A 23,958-nucleotide genomic window follows, 5' to 3' on the forward strand; every position below is an offset into this window, starting at 1 on the left:
TTCGAGGAGACGGACGCCCTGCGGGCGACTGTCCTCGACCGAGCGGAGACCCTACGGGTCCCTGAGTCTTTCGGCCCCTTCCCCAACGCTGCCCGGTCGCCATACCCCGATAGACCTTCTCGGCCAGCACTTTCGGCCCCACGTCGCGGGCGACGTGCGGCTGTGCTGGACCCGAACGAACGTGTCGACCCGCGCGATCAGGTGCCCCGCCACCAGCTACGGGGACAAAGGTACTGGTGCCCAGTCGGTTTCGAGCACGACGAAGTCGCGCTCGCAGCGTCCGTGCGCTGACGTCGGACCACGGGAGAGTAGCGACGTGGACCGGTGTGTCTCGGTTACCGTTGCGCACACCGGGAACAGCGATGCACGACGAGCCCCTCGAAGCCGAGGGGCTCGTGCGTCAGGACGTCGACCGGGCGCGGCGGTGTGAGATCGGCGCGACGGAACGTGCGCGCGGTTGCGGATACACGCCCCTGCCGGGCGTGTGGATAGACTCCACCCTACGGTGCATGACAGCTCTTTTCTGTCGTGTGCCCAGACCCCGGTGCGGTGCTGCAACACCTGCCGGGGTCGACCTGTTCTCAGGCCAGTGGGAGGGATGGTGGCACGGCCGACGCGTGCCGTCAACTCGAACGCGCGTTCGGATTCTGGGGCGCGCGTGGCGAAATCCGAAGAGAGTCCGGCGCGTCGAGCACGCCCGAGGTGGGACGCCCGGCGATGGTAGGGCGTGGCGTCAATTTTCCGATATGTCCTTCTTGTCGTCGGCGGGTTCACTGCGGGGCTGGTGCTGGCTGCCCCGAGCGTCGACACCTATCCCTTGGCCGACGGGTTGCTGCCCGGCCCGGTGTTCACATCAGACGTTGCTGCCGCCGCAGCCGGGGGGCTCGCGGCGCTGGCCGTGGCGACAGCGATTCGCCGGCGCGTGCTCGCGACCGCCCTGGTCGGCGCGATGGTCGTGGCCGTCGTCGCGCTGCCGGGAGGGTGGCGGTTCGACATGTACGTCGCGACGATCGGTGCGGGCCTGCTGCTCGGCGCGCTCGTCGTGCTGGGCGCCGGGAAGCTGCACGCCGCCCTGGCCGGAGCGGTGGTGGCCGGGCTGCTGACGGCCGAGCCGCTCGGGCAGTTCCGAGAGCTGGACTCGGCGCCTCAGCGGTACGCGTCCTACCTGGCAGCGAGCGTTCAGCCGGTCAATGCCGTGTGGCTGTCGCTGGCGATCGTCACCGCCGTCGCGGCGGGGGTGGTCGCGCTGACCGCCGGAAACGACGAGGCGCCGGTCGCCGCACCCCGGGCGCGTGGGCGGGAGGTGGCCGTCGGCATCGGTGTGCCGATCCTCGGGGTGGGGCTGTACTGGTCGTTCCACCACGCGCTGTTCTCCCTGCACGACCTCGGGGAGGGTCGGTGGCTGTGGGGTCTGGTGGCGGTGCCGGTGCTCATCGCCGCGGCGCTGTGGCTGCGGAGACGGACAGGGGCGGTGCTCCTGGCGGCGACGGCCGTGGTCGTCGCCGCGGGCGGCACCGTCTCGTGGTCGCCGGCGGTGTGGCCGGCGCTGCTGATCGCGCCTGCCCTCGTGGCCGTCGGCGCGTGGCTGGGTCGCCGCCGGCCGATGCCCGTGGTGGGCGTCGGCCTGCTCGCGCTCGCCGCGGCTGCCGGGATCTTCGATCGTCCCCCTTGGGACAACGCGAATTTTGTGGCGACCATCCTCGTGGTGCCGTTCGCCGCCGCGTACACGATCGTCGCGTCACTGCCGTCGACGGCGCCCGTGACCGCCACCTCGCTGGCTCTGCCGTCGGTGCTGGCGCTGCCGCTGGTCGCCCAGTTCGGGTGGACGGCCTACACTCCGCTCACAGACGACGCAGCCGGGTGGAGTCCGGGTGCGTGGACGTGGACGTCGGTGGGCGCGTCGACCGCCGCCATCCTGGCCTGCGGTGCGGCGATGGTGTGGCTACGGCATCGCGGGACGAGCGAGGACATCGGAACCTGACCGGGACGTTCGCTGAGGAAACGAGTGCTGCGAGAATCCGAGCATGCCTGACTCCATGCGCGGATACTTCACCGAATCGGACGGCACGTACCTTCCCACGAAGTACGCCGTCAGCCCCTGGTCGTCGACGATGCTGGCCGGACCGTGCGTGACCGGCCTGCTCGCCCGGGAACTCGACAAGGACCACGGTCCCGACGGGTTCGTCCCCGCCCGGCTCACCGTCGACCTGTTCAGGCCGGTGCAGAACGCGCCCGTCCGGTTCGAGACGACCCGCGTGCGAGACGGCAACCGCATCCGCGTCGCCGACGCCTACCTGATCCAGGGCGACGACGTCACCGCCCGCGGGACCGTCGTCTACCTGCGTCCATCCGAGCAGCCGCCGGGCACCGTCTGGACCCGTGACGAGCACCCGACGCCGCCCGCCGAAGCACTCGACGGCCCGGAGGCGGGATTCGCACCCACCTGGTTCGGCAGCGACGCGCACCCTGAGGGCTGGTCGCAGGTGCGGTCCGAGCATCAGAACGCGAGCCGGAAACGCATGTGGTCCCGGCAGATTCCGGTGATCGTGGGGGAGGAGATGTCGCCGTTCGTGCGGACCGCGGTCGTCGGCGAGGGCACCAGTTTCATGGCCAACTGGAGCGACGAGGGCGTCGGCTTCATCAACGGCGACCTCACGCTGACCCTCTCGCGGCTGCCCGTCGGCACCGAGGTCGGCGTCGAAGCCGATCACCACCTCAGCGCCGCCGGCGTCGCGGTGGGCACGTCGGTGCTGTTCGACCGGTTCGGTCCGTTCGGGACGGGCGCCGTCACGTGCCTGGCGAACGCTCGTCGTCAGGTGAACTTCGGTTGAGCGGCACTGTGCCGAGCGCGCAGTTCTCGTGGACGTTGCCCGGCGTGTCGTCACGAGAACTGCACATCCGAGCGAACCCGTGACTCCCCGCGGGGCATGGGCCGCGTCCGGCCCACATCGCTTCAAGCGATAACAAAATCTGTTATCGTGATGTCGTGGCCGTCGGCTTCGGTGACTTCGTTCGCATCCGGCGGGGGATTCTGGGTCTCTCGCAGCGGGAGCTCGCCGAGCGCTCCGGCATCAAGCAGCCTCTGATCGCCGCAATCGAGACCGGACGACGGCAGCCGTCCGAGCCGGCCCGTTCGGCGCTGACGGCAGCCCTGCCCGTTCGCCCCTCCGAGGCTCTGGCAGCCCGACGTGAAGTAGTGCGCGAACTCTTCGCCGAGGCGGGACTGCCGAACCCGAGGGTGTTCGGATCTGTGGCGCGCGGCGACGACGACTTCGCCTCGGATATCGACCTCATCGTGGATTTCAGCGATCGCCACGACATCGTCGACCTCCTCGGGTTGCAGCAAGCATTGGAAGACCTGCTCACCGTGCGGGTCGAGATCGTCGACGGGCGAGCCGGGGGGCGCGTGGGGGACCGGGCCCGGGAGGAAGCCGTGGCGCTGTGACATCGGAGAAGCTGTGACGTCGGAGGAGAATGCGGACGAGCGTGTTCGCCGTCGTTTACAGGACCTTGCCGACTTCGCGGCGGATGCCGCCTACACGGTGGGACTCGGTCTGGATGCCTACCTGGAGGACAGTCCCTACGGGCGCGTGCTGCGGAACAACGGTCGGCACATCCTGATCCAGGTGGCCACGGTCGTCGAGAAGCTGCCGGAGACGTTCAAGTCCGAGTTCCCCGGCGTCGACTGGGTGGCGATCGGACGGATGCGAAACCTGATCGCGCACCACTACGACAAGGTGAACGACCGTCTCGTCTACTCCGCCTTGGCGACCCGGATCCCCGAACTGAGCGCCACGCTGGGGCTGGGGCGCTGAGCTCGGTTCTCCTCCGCTCACCTCGCAGGCTGGACAACGCCGGACATCGACAACCGTCGCTTTCGTTGTCGATGTCCGGAGCAGGTGTGGAGGGACGGGCGTAACGCCCTGAGGCGCGACAGGACGCCGAAGCGTGCGGTTGTCGTCGTCGCTACGGCGCCCCGAACCCGTAGGTGAAACTGCCCGTCGTCCAGTTCATCGTCGCGTGGTACTTGTACCCGCTCATCGTGCCGTCGCCGTTGTCCTCGGTCGCGACGAAGCACTCGAACACCGTCGTCGTCTCGGTGAGGTTGTCGGTGGACCCGCCGTTGACGGGTGAGCAGGTCACCTCGATCACCGGCCCGTCGAACATTCCGTTGTCGATGTGCTTGCTCGCCATCTGCTCCACACTCGACTCGATCTCAGAGACGGATCGCGCGCGGGAGGCGCGCTCGGCGTTGTCGCGCTGCTGCTGCGCCGCCTTCTCGGCGGCCAGGCGTTCCGCTTCGCGCTGTGCAGCTTCCTCTGCCGCCGCGACCTGTGCCGCAACCTGGGCGTCGTGATTGAGCTTCCAGGTGAGCGCCCCACCCCCCACGGCGAGCAGCAGGACTGCCAGCACGATCAGGAGCGGCTTCTTCCTGATTCGGCGCTTCTTGCCGTCGACGGCGCCGGAACCAGGGAAGTCCAGCCACCGGGTGCCGTCCAGTAACGCTGGCCCCCGTTCGGACCGGGGTACCAGCCGGCGGGTGCGGGCGTCTTGTCGTCCGACATCGTCATGCCCTTCTTGAACTGTCCGGCCGGACAACCGGCGGGATCTACTTCACGACCCTGCAGAAATTCGGGCGCAGCCGTGACGAACGCGAATCCGGCCACAGCCACCCCCTCCTCTCGGCCCGGCGCAACATCATCGTCATCGTCGACGAGGCGCACCGCAGCCACTACGACAACCTCGACGGCTACGCGCGTCACCTGCGCGACGCGCTGCCGCACGCGACCCTCATCGCCTTCACCGGCACGCCCGTCTCGTTCGAGGACCGGGACACCCGGGCGGTGTTCGGCGACTACATCGACGTCTACGACCTCACCCGTGCGGTCGAGGACGGCGCCACCGTCCCGGTCCACTTCGAAAGCCGGCTGGTCAAGGTTGCGTTCGCCGGCGACGTGACCGAGGAGCAGATCGACGCGTCCGCCGACGAACTCACCGTCGGACTCGACGACACCGACCGCGACCGCATCGAGAAGTCCGTCGCGGTCGTCAACGCCGTCTACGGCGCGCCGGCCCGGCTGCACAAGCTCGCCGCCGACCTCGTCGAACACTGGGAGAGTCGCCGCGAGCAGATGGCCAAATTCGTCGGGTCCGACGACAACCCCACCGCGCCCGGCAAGGCCCTGATCGTGTGCGCGACCCGCGAGATCTGCGCCAATCTCTACGACGAGATCGTCGCACTGCGCCCGGATTGGCACTCGGGCGAGATCTCCAGCGGGCGAATCAAAGTCGTCTACTCGGGAACCGCGGCCGATCAGCCGCCGATCGACAGGCATGTGCGCCGCGACTCGGCGAACGCCGCGATCAAGAAGCGGCTCAAGGACATCGACGACGAGCTCGAAATCGTCATCGTCAAGGACATGCTCCTCACCGGCTTCGATGCGCCGCCGCTGCACACTCTCTATCTCGACCGGCCGTTGAAGGGTGCGCTGCTCATGCAGGCCCTCGCCCGGGTCAACCGCACCTTCCGCGGCAAACGCGACGGGCTGCTCGTGGCCTACGCGCCCGTCGCCGACAACCTCGCTGAGGCGCTGGCCGAGTACACGGCGACGGATCAGGAGACCAAACCGCTGGGCCGGCCGATCGAGGAGTCCGTCGACGCCGTCAAGAACCTGCTCACGGTGCTCGTGAACATGCTGCACGGTTTCGACTGGCGGTCGCGCCTCCGGTCCGCCACCGGACCGCGTGGCTATATCGAAGCCGTGCTCGCCACCGTGAACTACCTGCGCGACCCGAAGCTTCCCGAGAACCGGGTGCCGGAAGGGGACGAGACCCTGGCGGCCCGCTTCCGGAAATTCTCCTCCCAACTGTCCCGCGCCTGGGCGATCTGCGGCACTCATCCCGATCTGGGAGGGCTGGCCGCCGACGCGAAGTTCTTCGAGGAAGTCCGCGTCTACATGGCGAAGTTCGACGCCGAGGATCGGCAGGCGCGGGGGCTCGCTGTTCCGGAGGACGTGCGGCGTGCCTTGCGTCAGCTCATGGCCGCCTCGGTCGAATCCGGCGAGGTACTCGACATCTACGACGCCGCCGGCATTCCGCGACCGTCGCTCACCGAACTCAATGCGGAATTCCTGGCACGGGCCGAACATGCGAAGAACCCGAACCTCGCGATCGAGGCGCTCCGCAAGCTCATCAACGAGGAAGCGCGAAAGGTTGCACGGCACAATCTGGTACGTCAGCGAGCGTTCTCACAACGTCTGCAGGAACTGATGAACAAGTACACCAACTCGCAGCTCACCTCCGCGGAGGTGATCGCCGCGCTGGTCGAGGTCGCGCAGGAGGTGCAGGCCGAGGGCGACCGCGGCCGCCGCTTCGATCCGCCGCTGGACTGGCACGAACTCGCCTTCTACGACGCCGTGGCCCAGAACGAATCCGCCGTCACCGAGCAGGGCGACGACGTGCTCGCCCAGATCGCCCGGGAACTCGTCGCTGTCATGCGTCGCGACGTCAGGACCGACTGGCGCGTGCGGGCGGACGCCAAGGCCAAGTTGCGCTCGCAGATCAAGCGGTTGCTCACGCGGTACAAGTACCCGCCGGACCGGCAGGCAGGCGCGATCAAGCTGGTGCTCGAACAGATGGAGGCGATCGCGCCGACGATGGCTGCGTGAGTGTGCACGCGTCTCGCGTGAGGCAGATGCGGGCACGAACCCCCACGTCCCTGCCAATACCGCAGTGGCGAAGTGGCCGCTCGGGGCGAGGCCGTCGGATCACCGCGTCGACCCGTCAGGGTCGTGTGTTCCCCGGATCGATGGGCTGCCCGAGACCGGTGGCACGCCCGGTTCGGTCGCGTTGCAGTTGCCATGTCACCTGGTAGGCCATCCGTCCCACACCGCCTTCGCGCACATAGGCTTTCGCGCGCATCACCAGTACGAACGGGCTGCCCTGGATGCCCGTGAACTGGCGTTGTTCCAGGCCGACGACGGCGGAGTCGACCGCGAGGATCGCGCCCGTATCTCGAACGTGCAGGCTCGTCATCGAGGCGCTCACCATCGGCACGGCCACATCCTGGCGGGCGAACGTCTGGATGGTGTCGTCGGCGTAGGGGACGAACGAGAGGATGTCGACATGCTGGCCGCTGTCCTCGGCCGACAGATCGAACATGAGCCATCCGGAATGGATCATCAGCAGACCATTCGTGCCGGCATCGATCATGTAGGGCACTCGGAGGTGTTGGACAGCATCGATGTCGCGCACCCGAAGTCGGACGGTCATGTGTACTCCTGAGGAAGGGGCTGGGGCATTACCACCATCCCGCCGGGGCTTCCGGACGGTAACCCACCCCAGGGCTTCGGTTCGTCCCCCCTGCCCGCCGCCGGGCACTCCGGTCGGTGCGGGCGGACGCCGTGCCGGTCAGGGTGCGGGGGAGTGGCCCCGCCCCCGGGCAACCCGGCGGACGAGCAGCGTCGCGGCGGCGACGGCGCCCGCTCCCTCGGTCCACAACCTCGGGTTCGTCGCCGGCGGCCGCTTCCGGGCGGACAGCGGCATCAGCTCGAAGTGCACGGACATGTCGTCCGTTCCGGGCTCGCGCCCGAACACGACCCGGCTGGAGCCCAGCCCGTCGCCGAGGTCGAACCGGAACGCGTACGGATCGGCCGGGTCGTCGGGGTGCAGCGGCAGGCCCCGGTAGAGCGGAGGCAGCGGGGTCAGGAACCGGAGCAGGAGTTCGCCGCGACGGACGAAGACCTCGACGCCGGCGCCGATCATGGCCCGGACGCGGGTGTCCGTGAGCCGGCCGGGTAGGTAGTACCACCCGCAGATCTCGGACCAGACCTCGGGGCGCTGCGGAACGTCGGTGCGGATCTTCTCGCCCGGAACGCCGAGCACGGACCCGAGCAGCGTCCCGGTTTCCACCGGCAGCCACATCACGGCCCGGTGCGCTCCGTTGGTGAAGGCGAGGATCCCGACGCCGTCGCCCGGGGCGACGGTGATCTGCGAGTTGAAGCCGGGCAGAATGCCCTGGTGCTCGGCCACGTGGTGGCCGCCCACGTCGCCGCGGAAGAAGGTCAGGCCGACGCCGGGCAGCCGCGAATCGGCCTGGTACTGGGGCGCGAACATGGTGGCGAGCGTCGCGGGTTCGAGCACCGATCCGTGCTCATTGGCGCCGCCGCCCAGCAGCGCCGCGACGTAGCGGGCCATGTCCGTGGGTGTCGAGTACGCCGCGCCGGCTCCCGCCGTCACCGGTTCCCGTTCGGGGACCGCCCTGGGGCCGCTCGAGCGCAGGGTGTAGCCGGTCGCGATCCGTGCGGCGTCCAGGTCGGCCCGGACGAGGCTGGTGCTCGTCATGCCGAGGGGTTCGAAGACGTGCTCGCGCAGGTAGCGGTGCAGCGGCTGCCCGGTCATGTCCTCGACCATCTGGCCGAGCGTCGCGTGCGAGTGGTTCCCGTACCGGAACCTGGTGCCGGGCTCCGCGTCGATGCGCAGTCTTCCTCGGTAGTGCTCGGCCAGGGATCGTGGCCGTCCGGGCTCGATGTTCTCCCCGAAATTCGGTCGGAGCGCGCCGGACGCCGGCGCCACCTCGCCGAGTCCCGCGGTGTGGGTCAGCAGGTGGCGCACCGTCGCGGGCCGCCAGCCGGACCGCGCGGGGACCAGCCGGAAGGCGCGCAGATAGTCGGCGGCGGGCGCATCGAGGTCGACGAGTCCCCGTTCCCACAGCTGCATGACCGCGATCGCCGTGAACGTCTTGGTGATCGATGCGATCCGGAAGATCGTGTCCTCGGTGACGGGTCTGTTCGACGGGATGTCCGCGACGCCGTGCCCGTGGAAGAACTCCAGCGTTCCGTCGCGGACCACGCCGACCGCCAGGCCGACGGCGGGCCGGCGGTTGAGGATCTCGTCGACGGCGGCCCGCAGCTCGGGCCTCTCGATCTCGGACATGGCTCCCCCCTCGGGCGTCCCGGCTCGAATCGATCGTAGGTGGGTTGCTCGCGTCGCGCCCGAAAGTGCGGTCCGCGCGGGTAAGAACACGCGCGAGAGAACACCGATGGGCGCGGGTGTTCCGGGCCGACGCAGCAACCGGTGCGTGTCTTGCCCACAATCGGCGTTTCCGACTGGGCCTGCGGTGCCATACTCTCTGAATGTCCTTCAGCCGAGCCCTGGCTGGGCTGCCCGGTGTCGTGACGGTACGCCGTTACCGCCGCGAATGGTTGCGCTCGGATGTGACGGCCGGGCTCGTTCTGACCGCACTGCTCATTCCTGCCGGCATGGGCTACGCCGAAGCCGCCGGGCTGCCCGCGTACGCGGGCCTGTACGCGACCATCGTGCCGTTGCTCGCGTACGCCGTCGTGGGACCGTCCAAGATTCTCGTTCTGGGACCGGACTCGTCGCTGGCGCCGCTGATCGCTGCGGCGGTGTTGCCGCTGACCGTGGCCGCGGACCCGGAAAGCGCACTGGTCCTGGCGGGCGTCCTGGCGGTGCTGGTCGGCGTGATCATGATCCTCGGAGGGTTGCTGCGGCTCGGGTTCGTCACCGAGTTGTTGTCCAAGCCGTTGCGCCTGGGCTATCTCAACGCGATCGCGCTCATCGTGATCGTCGGGCAGCTGCCGAAGCTGCTGGGCTTCTCGGTCGACGCCTCGGGCCTTCTCGACGAGCTCGCCGGGATCGTCGGGGCGGTGCTGGACGGCGACGTCGACCCGACGACGGCGCTCGTGGGCGGTGTGTCGCTGGCGGTGATCATCGGGCTCAAGGTGCTGCATTCCAAGGTTCCGGGTGTTCTGGTCGCGGTCGGGGGAGCCATGGTCGTCGCCTTCGCGGTCGACCTCACCGACGACATCGACATGGTCGGTGCCCTGCCACGCGGTATGCCCCTCCCGTCGTTCGGCGGGGTGAGCTGGGATGAGGTGGCCGCGCTCGTGGGACCGGCGGCGGGTATCGCGTTGATCGCCTTCGCCGACTCCGGCGTGCTGTCGCGCACCTTCGCAGCCCGGCGGGGCGAGAACGTCGACGGCAGTACGGAGATGAAGGCGATCGGAGTCGCGAACGTGGCCAGCGGGGTGTTCGGTGGGTTCCCGATCTCGGCCAGCGGTTCCCGTACCCCGGTGGCAGAGGAGAGCGGAGCCCGCACCCAGCTGGCCGGAGTCGTCGGAGCCATAGCGGTGCTGTTGTTCGTTCTGCTCGCACCCGGAGTGACCGCGTATCTCCCCCAGGCCACGCTGGGGGCGGTGGTGATCGTCGCGGCGTGGGCGCTGGTCGACGTACCCGGTGTGGTGCGGATGTGGCGGATGAGCCGCGTCGAGGCGGGTCTGGCCGCGGCAGCGTTCGTCGGCGTCGCCTTGGTGGGGGTCTTGCAGGGCATCCTGGTGGCGATCGGATTGTCCTTCGTGGCAGTGGTCGTGCGGGTATGGCAGCCCTATCGGACGGAGCTGGTCGCCCTTCCGGATCGGGACGGGTTCCACGACATCACCCGGCACCCCGAGGGCCGGCGCATCCCGGGTCTGGTCCTCGTTCGATTCGATGCTCCGTTGTTCTTCGCCAACGGGGAGATGTTCGACAGCTACGTCCGTTCCTTGGTGAACGACTCGGCGTCGCCCGTCGAATGGGTCGTCGTCGCCGCCGAGCCGATCATCGGATTGGACACCACAGCCGTCGACGAAGTGGTCGACCTCGACCGGTATCTGGAGAGCCAGCACGTCAGGCTCGTCTTCGCAGAGATGAAAGGCCCCGTCAAGGATCGGCTCGTGCGCTTCGGTGTGGGTGACCGATTCGATACGTCGCGGTTCTATCCGACGATCGAAGCTGCGGTGAGCGCCTTCGAGCAACGGCGTCGGCGCCACGGCGACGACCGGCCCGAGGGCGACGGCCCGGAAACCTCGTGACGTACCGCGGATCGGTCCGACGAGCGAAGTGCGGCACGTGCCTCCTCGTCGGACCGTCGCGGCGCAGAAGCCGTCATCCGGTCGCGAGAAACGCATCGATGACCGGCACGACCTCGCCGGCTCCGGTGAGCACGTCGATGTGCCCCCCGGAGTGCATATGCAGGGTGGCATGGGGAAGCAGCCGGTGCATGATGCGGGCATTGACGGCGGGAACGATCGGGTCGTCGGTGCCGGCGACCACGAGGACCGGTTGCCGGATCAGCGGCAGCATCGGCAGGCTCGTCCACAGGGCCCCGGCGAGCAGTTGCTGCAGATATCCGGTTCGCGACGTCGTGCGGGGCTGCCTGCCGAGCAGGCCGGCGACCGCGCCGGCGTTCGGGCGGGCGGTACCGCCGTACAGTTCCGCGACGTTCGCCGCGGCCCAGGCGGCGTCGTCGAATCGCCGGCGGGTGAGCATCTTCGCCAAGGTGCGCGGACTGCCCGGGACGGACACTGCCCCGGTGCTGGTGGCGACGAGCACGAGACGCCGGCAGCGCCGCGGATTCTGCAGGGCGAACTGCTGAGCCAGCGCGCCGCCCCACGAGTATCCGACGACGTCGACGACCCGGAAACCGAGGGCGTCGAGGACCCGGCCCACGACCCATGCCAGATACGGGAAGCCGTACGGCACCAGCGACGACGGCGACCCACCGGCGCCGGGTACGTCGAAGCGCACGATCGTCGCCCCCGCGTTCCAGGACTCCACGATCGGACCGAGGATTTCCAATCCGGCGCCGAGACCGTTGCACAACACCACAGGAACTCCGCTCCCGTGGCGCACGCTGACCCGGATCCGGTGGCAGCCGACGCGGACGATCCGCTCCTCGAACCGGGTGTGGTGATCGAGCACGTTTCCGGCGGTCACGTGGAGAGCACAACCATCTCGGCGATACACACCGGTCGTGTCCCACCGTCGATCTCGCAGTTGATCTCGAAGACCACCTCGAGACCTGCCGGCTTGTGCTGAAGTCGAAGCGTCATGATTGTTCCTCGAGATGTGGGGCGTTCTGCCCGGGGAGTGCGGGAGCGGCGTTGTGTCAGGCGTGCCCGGCACAGTCCGATTCGGGCACCCGACCCTGGGAGGACAGTTCCTCGAGGAGGAGTGGCACGCCGATGTTCAGCGAGTGGATGCCGATGGTGGTCGCGAGCTTCAGGACTTCGACGATCTCGCGGGCGGTGACGCCCAGATCGAGTGCGGCTCGTATGTGTCGCCGCAGCCCGGGAGCGTACATGTGGGTGCAGGAGGCATCGACGGCGATGCACAGCAACTGGACGACCTGCGGTGAGAGCACGCCGCTCTGGTACGGCTGCATCGTCGCCGTCAGGTAATGCTCGGTCCATTCGGGATCGAGTTCCTCGATCCCGTCCCACAGCGGGTTCCAGGTGCCCTCCGCCTTCATGCGGTCGACGATGGAAGGAGCCGCACCGGGCGTGTGGGCGGTCATCGGCCGCGAACCTGGTCGACGACGGCCGAGACCAGCTCGCGCTTGAGGATCTTTCCGGTGGCGGTCATGGGCAGGGCCGCGGTGAATTCGACGGACCGGGGGTACTTGTAGCCGGCCATCTGGTCCTTGCACCAGTCGATCAGCTCCGTCTCGGTGATCCGTGCACCCGGTTCGAGGATGACGAATGCCTTGACTTCTTCGCCGTGCCGTTCGTCCGGGACGCCCACGACGGCTGCGAGCGAGACCGCGGCGTGCGTCATCAGTACTTCCTCGATCTCTCGGGGGTAGACGTTGAATCCGCCGCGGACGATGAGATCCTTGGCCCGGTCGACGATGTAGTAGAAGCCGTCCTCGTCGCGCCGTGCGAGATCGCCTGTGCGGAACCAGCCGTCGCGCATCACCTCGGCGGTGGCGTCGGGCCGGCCGAGGTAGCCCTTCATCACGTTGTGGCCGCGGAGTGCGAGCTCCCCGACCTGGTCGTCGCCGAGAACGGGGTTCCAGTGCTCGTCGACGAGCTTGGCCTCGATGCCCCAGACCGGAACACCGATCGAGCCGGGGCGGGGGTCGCGTTCGGGGTCGCTGAAGACCGCCAGCGGCGAGGTTTCGGACAGACCGTAGCCCTCGAGAATCCGCACGCCGAAGCGGCGTTCGAACTGGGCGTGGATCTCCACGGGCAGCGCGGCGCCACCGGAGATCGCGCGCCGCAGGGAGCGGGAGATGCGGTCGACGTCGACGGTGTCGTCGACCGCGCCGAGCAGAGCCCAGTACATGGTCGGCACCCCGGCGAAGACGGTGATGTCCTCGCCGACCATGAGCTCGAGCGCCGCCTTCGCGTCGAACCGCGGCAGGAGCACGAGGGTGGCGCCGACCGACAGGCCGGCATTCATCGTCACGGTCTGGCCGAAGGAATGGAACAGTGGCAGGGTGAGCAGGTAGGTGTCCGGGCGCAGCGGGGTGCTGTCGAACAACCGGTTGGCGGTCAGGGCATTGAGCAGCATGTTCGCGTGCGTCAGTTCCGCGCCCTTCGGCCGGCCGGTGGTGCCGCTGGTGTAGAGGATCACCGCGGTATCGCCGGGCTCGCGAACGACGGTGTCGAATGTGTCCGGACGGGTCTCGACGGCCCGGGCGAGGGTGCCGACGCCGGGGATCGGCGACGACGTGTCCGGGTCCGCGGTGAGGAGAATCATCTCGCGGCATCCGGCGGCGTTGTCGAATCCGGCACGGCCGTATTCGCCCATGGGCAGGTCGTCGGTGCCCTCGAAGCAGAAGTAGAGGGCGGCACCGGAATCGTCGAGATGGTAGGTGATCTCGCGCGGCTTGAGCAGGATGTTCAACGGCACGACGATCGCGCCGGCCTTGAGGATCCCGTAGTAGACGGCGGGGAACTGCGGGATGTTCGGGCACGAGAGCGCGACCTTGTCGCCGGGGCCGATGCCCCGGGCGGCGAGCAGGTTCGCCACCTGGTTGGCCAGGGCGTCGAGGTGGGCGTAGGTGAGGCGTTCCGTGCCGAAGACCAGTGCGACGCGATCGGGGTAGCGACGGACGGAGTCTTCCAGTAGTACGGAGAGATTGAGCACGAGAGTGTGTCCTGTCGTTGTGACGAGGGAGACGGTGGGGTCAGCCCAGGGGTGCGTCGGTGGCGGCGCGGACCTGCTCGGCGGTGACGCCGGGTGCGCACTCGACCAGCACCAGTCCGGTGTCGGTGACGTCGAGGACGGCGAGGTCGGTGATGATCCGCTGCACCACGGCCTCCCCGGTGAGCGGCAGGGTGCACCGCTCGACAATCTTCGATGCGCCGGTCTTGTCGGTGTGCTCCATCAGCACGATGACCGTGCGGGCGCCGTGGACGAGGTCCATCGCCCCGCCCATGCCCTTGACCATCTTGCCCGGCACCATCCAGTTCGCCAGATCCCCGGTGGCGGAGACCTGCATCCCACCGAGCACCGCGGTGTCGATGTGCCCGCCGCGGATCATCCCGAACGAGATGGCCGAGTCGAAGAACGCCGCACCGGGGTGGACGGTGACCGTTTCCTTGCCGGCGTTGATCAGGTCCGGATCGACGGCGTCCTCGGTCGGGTAGGGGCCCGTCCCCAGGATCCCGTTCTCCGAATGCAGCGTGACCCGCACGCCCTCGGGTAGGAAGTTCGGAATCAGCGTCGGCAGCCCGATGCCGAGATTGACGTACTGCCCCGGCGTGAGTTCCTGCGCGGCGCGGGCCGCCATCTCGGTACGTGACCAGCCGAGGGTGTCGATCACTGCGGTCATGCTCGGGCCTCCTTGGCGGCGCGCACGGTGCGCTTCTCGATCTGCTTGTCCTGCATTCCGGTGTGCACGATGCGGTCGACGAAGATTCCCGGAAGGTGCACCTGGTCCGGGTCGATCTCGCCGGGTTCGACGAGCTGTTCGACCTGGGCGATGCAGATCTTCCCGGCCATCGCGGCCAGCGGGTTGAAGTTCATCGCGGCCTTGTTGAACACCAGGTTGCCCTCGGTGTCGCCGCGCAGCGCATGTACCAGGGCGAAGTCCGCGGTGATCGATTCTTCGAGCACGTACCGCCTGCCGCGGAACTCGCGGATCTCCTTCGGCGGCGACGCGAGTGCGACGGATCCGTCCGCGTGGTAGCGCCACGGCAGCCCGCCCTGCGAGACGGGGGTGCCGACCCCGGCGGGAGTGAAGAACGCCGGGATGCCGGCGCCGCCGGCACGCATCTTCTCCGCCAGGGTGCCCTGCGGGGTCAGCTCCACCTCGAGTTCACCGGAGAGGTACTGACGGGCGAACTCCTTGTTCTCCCCCACATAGGAGGCGGTGACGCGGCGGATCCGCTTGTCGCCGAGCAGGATTCCCAGTCCGTGCCCGTCGACGCCGCAGTTGTTGGAGAACACCTCGAAATCGGTGCCCTTCCCCTCCGCGAGCGCCGCGATCAGCTCGTCTGGGATGCCTGACAGGCCGAAACCTCCGACCGCGAGCGAGGCACCGGACGGGATGTCGGCGACGGCCTCGGCCGCAGTTGTGTAGACCTTGCTCAATTTCTTTCTCCGTACTGGCGCAGGACGCGCGATGCAGGGGGCGTGTGGCTGGCGTGAGGGGCGGGCCGGCGACCTCGAGTCGTGGCCCGCCCCGGAATCAGCACCGCGCTGCGGCGGATGCTGCGGTGTGCTCGATCAGTTCCTGCAGCAGCTCCTCGGCGCGCGGCCAATATCCGTAGCCGGCGGCGGGATTCAGGTGCCCGACGTTGCCGAGGTCGACCAGCCGGCTGCCCCACAGCTCGGCCATGCCGGTCACACGGCGGTAGCAGGCGAGTGGATCGTTGCGGCTTGCTGCGACGACACTCGGGAACGGCAGCCTCCGGCGAGGGATGGGGTTCCAGCCGCCACGGTCGAGGTCTTCGCCGGAGGGGTAGCCGGCGGGCAGCGGCAACTCCAGGTCCGCCGGGGTCGCCAGGAGGGCGCCCTGGATCGGCCGGGTGGGGTTCTGGGCCCAGTGGACTGTGGTCATGACTCCGGCGCTGTGGGCGACGAGCACGACCGGGCCGGAGATGTCGTTCAGGACGGTGTCGAGAGCGGCGACGCGGGCGGCACGGTCGAGCTTGTCGTGCTCGAGCGGGGGCACGGTGCGCGCGTCGTCGAGGCGTTCGGCGAGCAGGGTCTGCCAGTGGTCCGCGACGTGGTCTCGCAGACCCGGCACTATCACCACGGTCGGAGAGGTGGGGCTGTTCAAGATCGGCTCCAGGAGCTTGTTCGAAGTGACGGGGAAGCAGGAGTGTCTGCCTCAGCGGGCGACGGGAGTGCTCAGTGCGAGGAGTTTGCGCAGTCCCGCAGGATGGAGGCGCTTGCCGGCCAGCAGCGCGGCGATGGCGGCGAGGTAGACCAGGGGCGACAGCTGCAGCGCCTCTCGCAAGCCGAGCCGATCGGCGAGGATGCCGACGACGAACGGGCCGAGGGCGAGACCGAGCAGGTTGTTGGCGACGGTGAGCGTGCCCATCGCGGACGCGCGCACCGACGTGTGGGTCAGGTTCGCGACCATCGCTGCGGTTGGACCCGAGGAGCCGGCGGAGAAGAAGGCACCGATTCCGATGAGCACAAGCTGGGCGGGGCCGGCCTCGAGCCGGAAGGCGGTAAGCAGGCACACCAGCGCGATGATGCAGAAGACGACGGCAGCGGTCCACTTGCGGGTGATGTCGTGGCGGCCGAGGCGGTCGGTGATGATGCCGCAGACGACCATGCCACTGCCGACGAGAAGTACGACGATCGAGGCGGCGGCTCCGGCCTTGTCCGGGGCGAGGCCGTAGTACCGGTTGAAGTAGCTCGGAGTCCACGACAGCAGCACTGCGGCGGTGAATATCTGCAGTCCGCCACCGATGTAGGCGAACAGCACTGCCGGATTGGTGAACAGGCTCGACACCGGGGCGCGAAAGCCGTCGGGTGGGGTTGCGGTCTGCCTCGGGTGTTCGTCGGCGGCGTTCTCGGCGAGCCTGCGTTCGGTGACGAGCGTCCGGAACAGCGCAACCAGGATCAGGCCGAAGACCGCCATGGCCGCGAACGACCATCGCCAGCTCAGGTGCACGGCGATCACTCCGCCGAGGGCGACGCCGATCACCGACCCGAACGATCCGCCGGCCATGAAGGCGCCGCTGAGTGAGGCGTGCACCCGCGGGGCGAATACACTCAGCACCACCGCGATGCCCACGCTGCCGTAGGCGGCTTCGCCGACGCCGACGAGGAATCTGGCACCGAGCATCTGCTCGAAGTTGGAGGCGACCGCACAGAGCAGGGTGGCCGCGCTCCACAACACGGCCATGAGCACGAGGCTCTTGACCCGGCCCCACCGGTCCGCGAGCAGCGACAACGGCAGGGTGAGCAGGCCGACCATGAGGGCGACGATGCTGGTGAGGGAGGCGAGCTGTGAATCAGACAGGGCCCATTCGCTTTTCAGGAACGGGAAGACGGCGCTGAGGACCTGTCGGGACATGTAGTCCGAGAGCAGCAGCCCGAAGGTCAGGGCGAAGACGATCCACGGGTACGTCCGTGAGCGCGTGTGGGGGCGGGGACCGGCGGCCGGTGTACCGGTCGGATTCTCCACGGGGGAGGTGGGCAGTCCCATGGGAACTCCTGTGGGCGAGGGTGGCGGTGAATGCGGAGGAACGACCGCGAGGAGGACAGAACGAGACGTCGTGGGCCTCTCCCGTGGCACCGCCACGGGAGAGGTGGCACCCACGGCCGGGGCACGCACGGTGCTGTGTGCGTGCCCCTCCGGGGAGGTGTCCGGTGTGCCTGGCTCAGGCGTGCTGGGTGAAGCCGCGCTGGCCGGGCTTGCGGTTGGGTGCGAAGCCGACCTTGGCGAGGGTCTCGTCGGCGTCGGCGTAGCGCTCGTCGAGCTTGTAGATCTCGCGGGCCTCCTTGCCGGTGGCCACCTGCCGGCCGAGTTCACCGGCGATGCGCACGAGCTGTTCGATCTGCTGGACCGAGGTCATCTTCTCCTTGGTCGGCGTCCACAGGGTGTCCTCGTTGCCGACCCGGCAGTGCAGGCCCATCGCGATTGCCATGGTGTTGATCGGCAGTACCGACCGCATCAGGGTCTCGAGGGTCAGCACCGCGCCGTCGGGGGTGCGGCGGATGAACTCCATCATGTTGTAGGGGTTGGGGCCGTCGAACCCACCGCCGATACCGACCCAGGTCACCATCAGCGGGCCGGTGTAGACGCCGCGGCGGATCAGCCGTTCGACGGTTTCGAGCTGCGGGATACTCGAGAGCTGGAAGTGCGGCTGGATACCCTTGGCCTGCAAGCGCTTCAGGTGCTCTTCGACCCATTCCGGGCCGGCCGGGACGACCATCTCACGGTACGCCTCCCACACCTCGGGACGCTCGAAGGAGGTACCGCGGATGTCGTCGGGGGTCATCAACTCCACGATGTTCATCTGGCTGGTGTTGATGGCGATGGTGACCTGATCCGGGGCTGGATCGAGCTCGGCCAGCATGTGGCGGGCGTCGTCCGAGAGCCACTTGGCGTCGGCGCCCTCCCCCTCGGGGGCGAACGAGATCGACCCACCGACCTGCAGGATCATGTCGGGCACGGCCTCACGCAACCGGCCGAGCAGCTCGTTGAACTTCGACAGCCGCTTGGAGCCCTTGCCGTCGAGTTCACGCACGTGGATGTGCAGGACGGTCGCGCCGGCGTCGTAGCAGTCCACCGCCTGCTGGACGTGCTCGTCCATGGTCAACGGCAGGTCCTCGCGGAAGTCGTCGAGTTCCCATTCCGGGCCGTACGGCGCGGCGGTGATGACCAGTTTCTCCTGGTTCTCGGGGAACAGGGAATCGTCGAGGAAGTGCATCTGTGGTCTCCGTTTCAGAGTCGATGAGGAAGGAAGAGGAAGTCAGAAGGGGCGGTCGCCGATGATCCCGGCGCGCTCCATCTTGCGTACGGCGGGCCAATAGTCCTGCACCGCATAGTGTTGGGTGGAACGGTTGTCCCAGATGGCGATGCTGTTCTTCGTCCACCGCCAGCGCACCTGGTACTCGGGGATCGCGGCCTGGCTGATCAGGTACTGCAGCAGATTGCCGGCGCCGGGGGCGTAGTCGATCCCGAACCGGACATTGTCGGGGGTGTGGTAGTTGACCAGGTGCGTGGCAAAGGCGTTGACGAACAGGATCTTCTCGCCGGTCTCGGGGTGGGTGCGCACCACCGGGTGCTCCGCGTCCGGGTACCGCGCATGCAGCTGATGGCGCTGTTCCATCGGCAGGGCGGCACCGAAGCTCGCCTCGATGCTGTGCCGGGCCCGCAGTCCGGCGACCTGTTCCTTCACCGGCGCGGGCAGCCGCCGGTACGCCTCGGCCATGTTCACCCAGACGGTATCGCCACCGACCGGCGGCGTCTCCACGCACCGCAGCACGCACCCCATGGGCGGGTTCTGCCGCCATGTGGCGTCGCAGTGGTAGGCGTTCTCGTAGTGCTCGGGCGGGCTGTCGACGTCCTTGTAGATCCGCACCAGGCCAGGGTTGTCGGGGTCGCTGCCGACCATCGGGTGATCCTCGAGCGGACCGAACCGTTCGGCCAGCGCCACATGCTCGGCGCGAGTGATGTCCTGGTCGCGGAAGAAGAGCACCTTGTGTTCGAGCAGGAGCGCGTGCAGCTGCTCGAACAGCGCATGGTCACGCGAAACCTCCCCGAGGTCGACGTCGAACAGCTCGGCGCCGATGGTGCAGGTGAGCGGTTCGACGCGGAACTCCCGCGTGGTGGCCGTGGTCGTCTCCGACGGCCGGGTGGTGGTAGTCATGACAGATCCTTCGTGGGTGGTGGGATGGCGGTGGCGTCCGGAGCAACATCCCGCCCGGCCGGGGTCAGAGGGTGAAGACCGACGAGCCGATGCTGCGACCGGCTTCGAGATCGTGGTGGGCGCGGACCGCGTCTTCGAGTGCATACCGCTGGTTGATCTCGATCGCGATCTTCCCGGTGGCGACGTGGGAGAACAGCTCTCCGGCGAGTTCGGCGCGCTCGGCCGGGTCGGCGATGTAGTCCGCGAGCGCCGGACGGGTCACGAACAACGATCCCTTGACCGCGAGCTGCATTGCGTCGATCGGGGGGATGGGCCCGGAGGCGGTACCGAAGCAGACCAGCAGACCGCGGCGCGCCAGCGAATCGAGGGAGGTCGGGTACGTCGTCTTGCCGATGCTGTCGTACACCACGGGAACGCCGGCGCCGTCCGTCAGTTCCCGCACTCGCTGCGCGACGTCCTCCTGCGTGTAGATCACGACGTGATCGCACCCGTGGGCGCGCGCTGTCTCGGCCTTCTCCTCGCTCGAGACCGTCCCGATCACGTTGATTCCCAACAACTTCGCCCACTGGGTGAAGATCAGGCCCACGCCTCCCGCCGCGGCGTGCAGCAGTACGGTGTCCCCGGCCTTCAGCGGGTGGATGCGGCGCAGCAGGTAGGCGGTGGTCAAGCCGCGCATGGTCATCGCCGCGGCGGTGTCGAACCCGATGGCATCGGGCAGGGGGATCAGGTGTTCGGCGGGCATCACGCGCTCGGTGCTGTAGGCGCCGAGCGGGCTGCCGGTGTAGGTCACCCGATCGCCTTCCCGCACGTGCGCCACGTCCGGTCCGACGGCCTCGACCACGCCGGCGGCTTCGACACCCATGCCGGCCGGCAGGGGGGCGGGGTACAGGCCGGTGCGGAAGTACGTGTCGGCGAAGTTGAGACCCACGGCCTCGTGCCGGATCCGGACCTCGCCCGGGCCGGGGTCTCCGACCTCGACGGCTTCCCACCGCATGACCTCGGGGCCACCGGTTTCGTAGAAGCGGACGGCTTTTGCCACAGTCTTCTCCTTGTCGCGCCTGCCGGCCCGTTCCACGGGGCAGGCTTCGGCGTCTTGATGTTTCCTCGGGATGTAATTGCTTCCCGCTGTACGGGATCCGGTCTGTCGAGGGCACGTTGCCGTACCCGACGGCGGTCGGTGTTCCGGCGGGAGGAGGTGGGCGATGTCGCGGCCGTGGCCGACGTTCCCTCTCCCCAACCGGCTCTGTGTGATGGACCTAACAGTAGTGGAGTGTCTGCCCGAATGCTTATCCCTGAGGGACGTAATTCTGTTCATTTGGGGACATGCCCTGTGCACTGGGGAAGGCTCCCGGTCCGGGCGGATCACCACATCCGGACTCGTCGATCGGATCAGGTCGACGTGGGCCGCGAATCCGGTGAGGAATCAGCGCGTCCCGGGCCGGTTCCAGGGGACGGCGCAGCAGGCCGACAACCCCACCGGTGTCGACTACCGAACCGGCTCGTGCCCGCCGGAGTCGACGTCAGTGCGTACCGGCTCGTTGCGGGCCGACTGCGGCCTCGGGCGGAAGCAGTGCCGGCGGTCCCGATCGGCGGCGGCGGCGCAGCGCCTTCTCCGCTTCGACGACGATCGGGACGATCAGCGCCCAGCCGAGGCAGGCGAGCCACTGGCCTCCGGTCAGCGACGTGGTCATCAGAAGTTCTTGGAGGAAGCCGATTTCGACGGCGAATACGGTAACCACGACGGGAATCGACAGGATCTTCAGCGCCCCGAGTATCGGGGCCTCCAGGCCGGATTCCGGATCGCGGCGCATGACGAGTCCGGCGAGAACGGATCCGAACGACAGCACCACGAATGCCGTCGTCATGGGGACGTTCGCTTCGGTGGTGCTCATCTCGCCCGGGGCGAGGAGCATCGCGGCGAGGGTGACGGCGAACTGCAGGATGCCGTAGGCCAGCCACTGCGTGAACGCCCTCCGGTTGGCGATGGGCAGCTTCGGGTCGCGGGGCGCTTTGTTCATCAGGTCGGGCGCCGGCGGGTCGAGCATGATGACGGCGACCGGGAACAGAGTGATGAAGAAGTGCTGGAACAGCACCATCAGCGGGGTGAGTGCGACGCCGTCGTTGATGTCGAAGATGCTCGCGACGAGGAACAGCAGAACCAGTGAGAACAGTTTCGACATCTGGTAACGGATGTAGGAGACGATCTTGTCGTAGATGTTGCGGCCAAGGCGGATCGCGCTGATCAGGGTCCCGAAGTTGTCGTCGGTGAGGACCATCTTGCCGGCCTGTTTGGTGACTTCGCTGCCCGATCCCATGGCGACACCGATGTCGGCCTTCTTCAGCGCGGCGGCGTCGTTGACGGCGTCGCCGGTCATCGCCACGACCGCGCCGGTCTTCTGCATGACGTCGGCGAGGCGGAGTTTGTCCTGCGGGGTGACGCGGCCGAACACGTGCAGGTCGGGCAGGGCAGCCGACAGTTCCTCGTCGGTCATGGCCTGCAGTTCGGTGCCACCGATCGCGCCCGGTCCGAGGCCGAGTTCGGCGGCGATGGCGGATGCGGTGATCGCGTGGTCTCCGGTGATCATTCGGACTTCGATGCCGGCCTCGTGGGCGGTGCGCACGGCATCGATTGCCTCCGGCCGGAGTGGGTCGATGATGCCGACCATGCCGACGAACGTGAGGTCCTCGACGAACGACATGGGGTCGGCTTGCACGGCCTGCTCCTGCCCGTCGAGCACGCGTGCTGCGAACGCCAGGACGCGCAGGCCCTTCTCGGACATGGCCTGGTTCGCCGCGATCAGTTCCTGCCGGACGTCGCCGATCGGTACCGCCTGCCGGCCGGGACGGAAGGCGTTCGTGCACCGCGCGAGAACGACGTCGGGTCCGCCCTTGACCAGTTCCACGAATCGGGTGGTGCCGTCGACCGGTAGGTGGTGGAACGTCGCCATGAACTTGTACGCGGAGTCGAACGGCACGGCGGCGACGCGGGGATACGTCCGCCGGGTCTGGGGAGCGTCGACGCCGACCTTCGCTGCGAGCACCACCAGGGCGGCCTCGGTGGGATCGCCGACCACCTGTCCGGAGTCGGAGACGGTGGCGTCGCTGTCGAGGCACAGCCCGTAGGCGAGCAGGGTGAAGTCGGGGGCCGCCTCGCCCGCGACGTGGGTGACGCGCCCCGACTTGCTGTATCCCTCACCGTCGACGGTGTACCACCGGCAGTGGAAGTACAGTGACCGCACGGTCATCTGGTTCATGGTCAGCGTGCCGGTCTTGTCGGAGTTGATCGCGCTGGTGGCGCCGAGGGTCTCGACGTCGGTGAGGTTCTTCACGACGGCCTTCGCCTCGGCCAGCTGGCGGGCGCCGTAGGCGAGCATGGCCTGGACGAACGTCGGCAGGCCGGTCGGGATCGCGGAGACCCCCATGGAGATGCCCAGCAGCAGGACCGTGGTCACGCTCTGTCCGCGGATCACTCCGAGGACGACGATGAGGGCGACCGCGGTCCACGCGATGATGCCGAGCACCTTGGTGAGCGAATTCAGTTCGCGTTGCAGCGGCGACTTGCTCGGCGTGACGGCCGAGAGCATCGAGGCGATGCGGCCCATCTGGGTGTGCATACCGGTTTCGGTGACCACCATGGTGGCGGTGCCGCGCGTGACCGAGGTGTTCTGGAAGACCATGTTGCTGCGATCGCCGAGGGGGACGTCGGCGGCGCCGAGGGTCTGGGGATCCTTCGGGACGGGGGCGCTTTCGCCCGTCAGTGCCGCCTCCTGCGTCTCGAGGGTGGCCGAGGTGAGCAGTCGGCCGTCCGCGGGGACGATGTCGCCCGCCTCGAGCTGCACGACATCGCCCGGCACCAGGTCGGTGGCGGCGAGCTGAACCAGTGTCCCGTCACGGGTCACCCGCGCCTGCGGGGTCTGCATCTTCGCCAGTGCGTCGACGCTGGCGCGGGCCTTCAACTCCTGCCGGGTGCCCAGGACCACGTTGAGTCCGACGAGTACGGCGACGACGATCGCCGTGGGGATCTCCCCGATGACGACGCTGACGACCGCCACCGCGACCAGCATCAGGTTCATCAGGTCCTTCAGCTGGAGCAGCGCGAGCGCCCGTGCCGACGGTGCGGGTTCGGAGACGATGCTGTTGGACCCGTAGCGTCGTCGACGCTCGCCCGCCTCGTCGCTCGTCAGTCCGGTCTGCGTGTCGGTGGCCAGTGCGGACACCACGACGTCGGCTCTCTGGGCGTGCCACGTCGTGTGTGTTTGCCCCGTAGCGGGGATGTCCGACCGTTTCGGCGTGCGTTCTGTCGAGGCCATGGCTGACAGGTCCTTCCCGGCGC

19 protein-coding genes and 1 pseudogene are annotated in these 23,958 nt (G+C 68.4%); 6 read left to right on the forward strand and 14 right to left on the reverse strand.

The genetic code is table 11. The features are described 5' to 3' along the window. Window positions 1-727: 727 nt before the first annotated feature. The 4 genes from OCS65_RS04190 to OCS65_RS04205 all read left to right on the forward strand — a co-directional run bounded on the left by OCS65_RS04190 (window position 728) and on the right by OCS65_RS04205 (window position 3,815). Window positions 728-1,981, forward strand: coding sequence for a hypothetical protein (locus OCS65_RS04190; RefSeq protein ID WP_263508925.1), 1,254 nt, complete (start codon window positions 728-730; stop codon window positions 1,979-1,981). 43 nt (window positions 1,982-2,024) lie between these two features. Beyond that, window positions 2,025-2,831: an acyl-CoA thioesterase domain-containing protein gene (locus OCS65_RS04195; protein ID WP_029546446.1), complete on the forward strand. Its 807-nt coding sequence runs from the start codon at window positions 2,025-2,027 to the stop codon at window positions 2,829-2,831. Between the two features lie 155 nt (window positions 2,832-2,986). After that, a complete protein-coding gene (locus OCS65_RS04200; protein WP_263508932.1) occupies window positions 2,987-3,445 on the forward strand; it encodes an XRE family transcriptional regulator in 459 nt (152 codons plus the stop codon). Between the two features lie 13 nt (window positions 3,446-3,458). Further along, window positions 3,459-3,815 (forward strand): HepT-like ribonuclease domain-containing protein, encoded by a 357-nt coding sequence (locus tag OCS65_RS04205; RefSeq protein WP_006939933.1) that lies wholly within the window; start codon window positions 3,459-3,461, stop codon window positions 3,813-3,815. A 151-nt stretch (window positions 3,816-3,966) separates the two neighbouring features. Here OCS65_RS04205 and OCS65_RS04210 read toward each other — a convergent pair whose 3' ends face one another. Then, the gene (locus OCS65_RS04210) at window positions 3,967-4,413 is read right to left on the reverse strand and encodes a DUF2510 domain-containing protein (protein WP_263508936.1); all 447 of its coding nucleotides are present in this window, start codon (window positions 4,411-4,413) and stop codon (window positions 3,967-3,969) included. Window positions 4,414-4,580: 167 nt separating this feature from the next. Here OCS65_RS04210 and OCS65_RS04215 point away from each other — a divergent pair. Next, a pseudogene (locus OCS65_RS04215) lies at window positions 4,581-6,668 on the forward strand (type I restriction endonuclease subunit R); the annotation flags it as partial. 115 nt (window positions 6,669-6,783) lie between these two features. Here OCS65_RS04215 and OCS65_RS04220 read toward each other — a convergent pair. Continuing rightward, window positions 6,784-7,272, reverse strand: a complete 489-nt coding sequence (locus OCS65_RS04220) for a hypothetical protein (RefSeq protein WP_006939926.1) — start codon at window positions 7,270-7,272, stop codon at window positions 6,784-6,786. A 138-nt stretch (window positions 7,273-7,410) separates the two neighbouring features. Next, window positions 7,411-8,934, reverse strand: coding sequence for a serine hydrolase domain-containing protein (locus tag OCS65_RS04225; RefSeq protein ID WP_263508939.1), 1,524 nt, complete (start codon window positions 8,932-8,934; stop codon window positions 7,411-7,413). A gap of 200 nt (window positions 8,935-9,134) precedes the next feature. On the opposite strand from OCS65_RS04225, the gene OCS65_RS04230 reads away from it, so the two are divergent. Then, the gene (locus OCS65_RS04230; RefSeq protein WP_263508940.1) at window positions 9,135-10,871 is read left to right on the forward strand and encodes a SulP family inorganic anion transporter; all 1,737 of its coding nucleotides are present in this window, start codon (window positions 9,135-9,137) and stop codon (window positions 10,869-10,871) included. Window positions 10,872-10,944: 73 nt separating this feature from the next. On the opposite strand, the gene OCS65_RS04235 is transcribed toward OCS65_RS04230, so the two are convergent. The 11 genes from OCS65_RS04235 to OCS65_RS04285 all read right to left on the reverse strand — a co-directional run bounded on the left by OCS65_RS04235 (window position 10,945) and on the right by OCS65_RS04285 (window position 23,935). After that, window positions 10,945-11,775, reverse strand: coding sequence for an alpha/beta fold hydrolase (locus OCS65_RS04235; RefSeq protein WP_029546443.1), 831 nt, complete (start codon window positions 11,773-11,775; stop codon window positions 10,945-10,947). Between the two features lie 172 nt (window positions 11,776-11,947). After that, window positions 11,948-12,355 (reverse strand): carboxymuconolactone decarboxylase family protein, encoded by a 408-nt coding sequence (locus tag OCS65_RS04240; protein ID WP_029546442.1) that lies wholly within the window; start codon window positions 12,353-12,355, stop codon window positions 11,948-11,950. Then, window positions 12,352-13,932, reverse strand: coding sequence for a long-chain-fatty-acid--CoA ligase (locus OCS65_RS04245; RefSeq protein ID WP_029546441.1), 1,581 nt, complete (start codon window positions 13,930-13,932; stop codon window positions 12,352-12,354). Before OCS65_RS04245 ends, OCS65_RS04240 begins: the two co-directional genes overlap by 4 nt. A 40-nt stretch (window positions 13,933-13,972) precedes the next feature. Next, window positions 13,973-14,620: a CoA transferase subunit B gene (locus tag OCS65_RS04250; protein WP_006939917.1), complete on the reverse strand. Its 648-nt coding sequence runs from the start codon at window positions 14,618-14,620 to the stop codon at window positions 13,973-13,975. Continuing rightward, a complete protein-coding gene (locus OCS65_RS04255; protein WP_263508943.1) occupies window positions 14,617-15,381 on the reverse strand; it encodes a CoA transferase subunit A in 765 nt (254 codons plus the stop codon). The genes OCS65_RS04250 and OCS65_RS04255 overlap by 4 nt, the downstream gene beginning before the upstream one ends. 97 nt (window positions 15,382-15,478) lie before the next feature. Then, window positions 15,479-16,072 carry an RBBP9/YdeN family alpha/beta hydrolase gene (locus OCS65_RS04260; RefSeq protein WP_029546440.1) on the reverse strand — a complete coding sequence of 198 codons (594 nt, stop codon included), beginning with the start codon at window positions 16,070-16,072 and terminating at the stop codon, window positions 15,479-15,481. A 51-nt stretch (window positions 16,073-16,123) separates the two neighbouring features. Continuing rightward, window positions 16,124-17,455, reverse strand: coding sequence for an MFS transporter (locus tag OCS65_RS04265; RefSeq protein WP_006939914.1), 1,332 nt, complete (start codon window positions 17,453-17,455; stop codon window positions 16,124-16,126). A 175-nt stretch (window positions 17,456-17,630) separates the two neighbouring features. Continuing rightward, entirely contained in the window at window positions 17,631-18,683 is a 1,053-nt protein-coding gene (locus OCS65_RS04270; protein WP_006939913.1) for a beta-keto acid cleavage family enzyme, read from the reverse strand. Window positions 18,684-18,725: 42 nt separating this feature from the next. Continuing rightward, complete coding sequence (locus tag OCS65_RS04275; RefSeq protein WP_029546439.1) at window positions 18,726-19,625, reverse strand: TauD/TfdA dioxygenase family protein; 900 nt, start codon at window positions 19,623-19,625, stop codon at window positions 18,726-18,728. 64 nt (window positions 19,626-19,689) lie between these two features. Beyond that, the gene (locus OCS65_RS04280; RefSeq protein WP_029546438.1) at window positions 19,690-20,664 is read right to left on the reverse strand and encodes a quinone oxidoreductase family protein; all 975 of its coding nucleotides are present in this window, start codon (window positions 20,662-20,664) and stop codon (window positions 19,690-19,692) included. A 481-nt stretch (window positions 20,665-21,145) separates the two neighbouring features. Next, window positions 21,146-23,935 carry a cation-translocating P-type ATPase gene (locus OCS65_RS04285; RefSeq protein WP_029546437.1) on the reverse strand — a complete coding sequence of 930 codons (2,790 nt, stop codon included), beginning with the start codon at window positions 23,933-23,935 and terminating at the stop codon, window positions 21,146-21,148. Between the last annotated feature and the right edge of the window lie 23 nt (window positions 23,936-23,958).

The sequence above is a fragment of the Rhodococcus aetherivorans genome (assembly GCF_025722975.1).
Classification (GTDB): domain Bacteria; phylum Actinomycetota; class Actinomycetes; order Mycobacteriales; family Mycobacteriaceae; genus Rhodococcus; species Rhodococcus aetherivorans.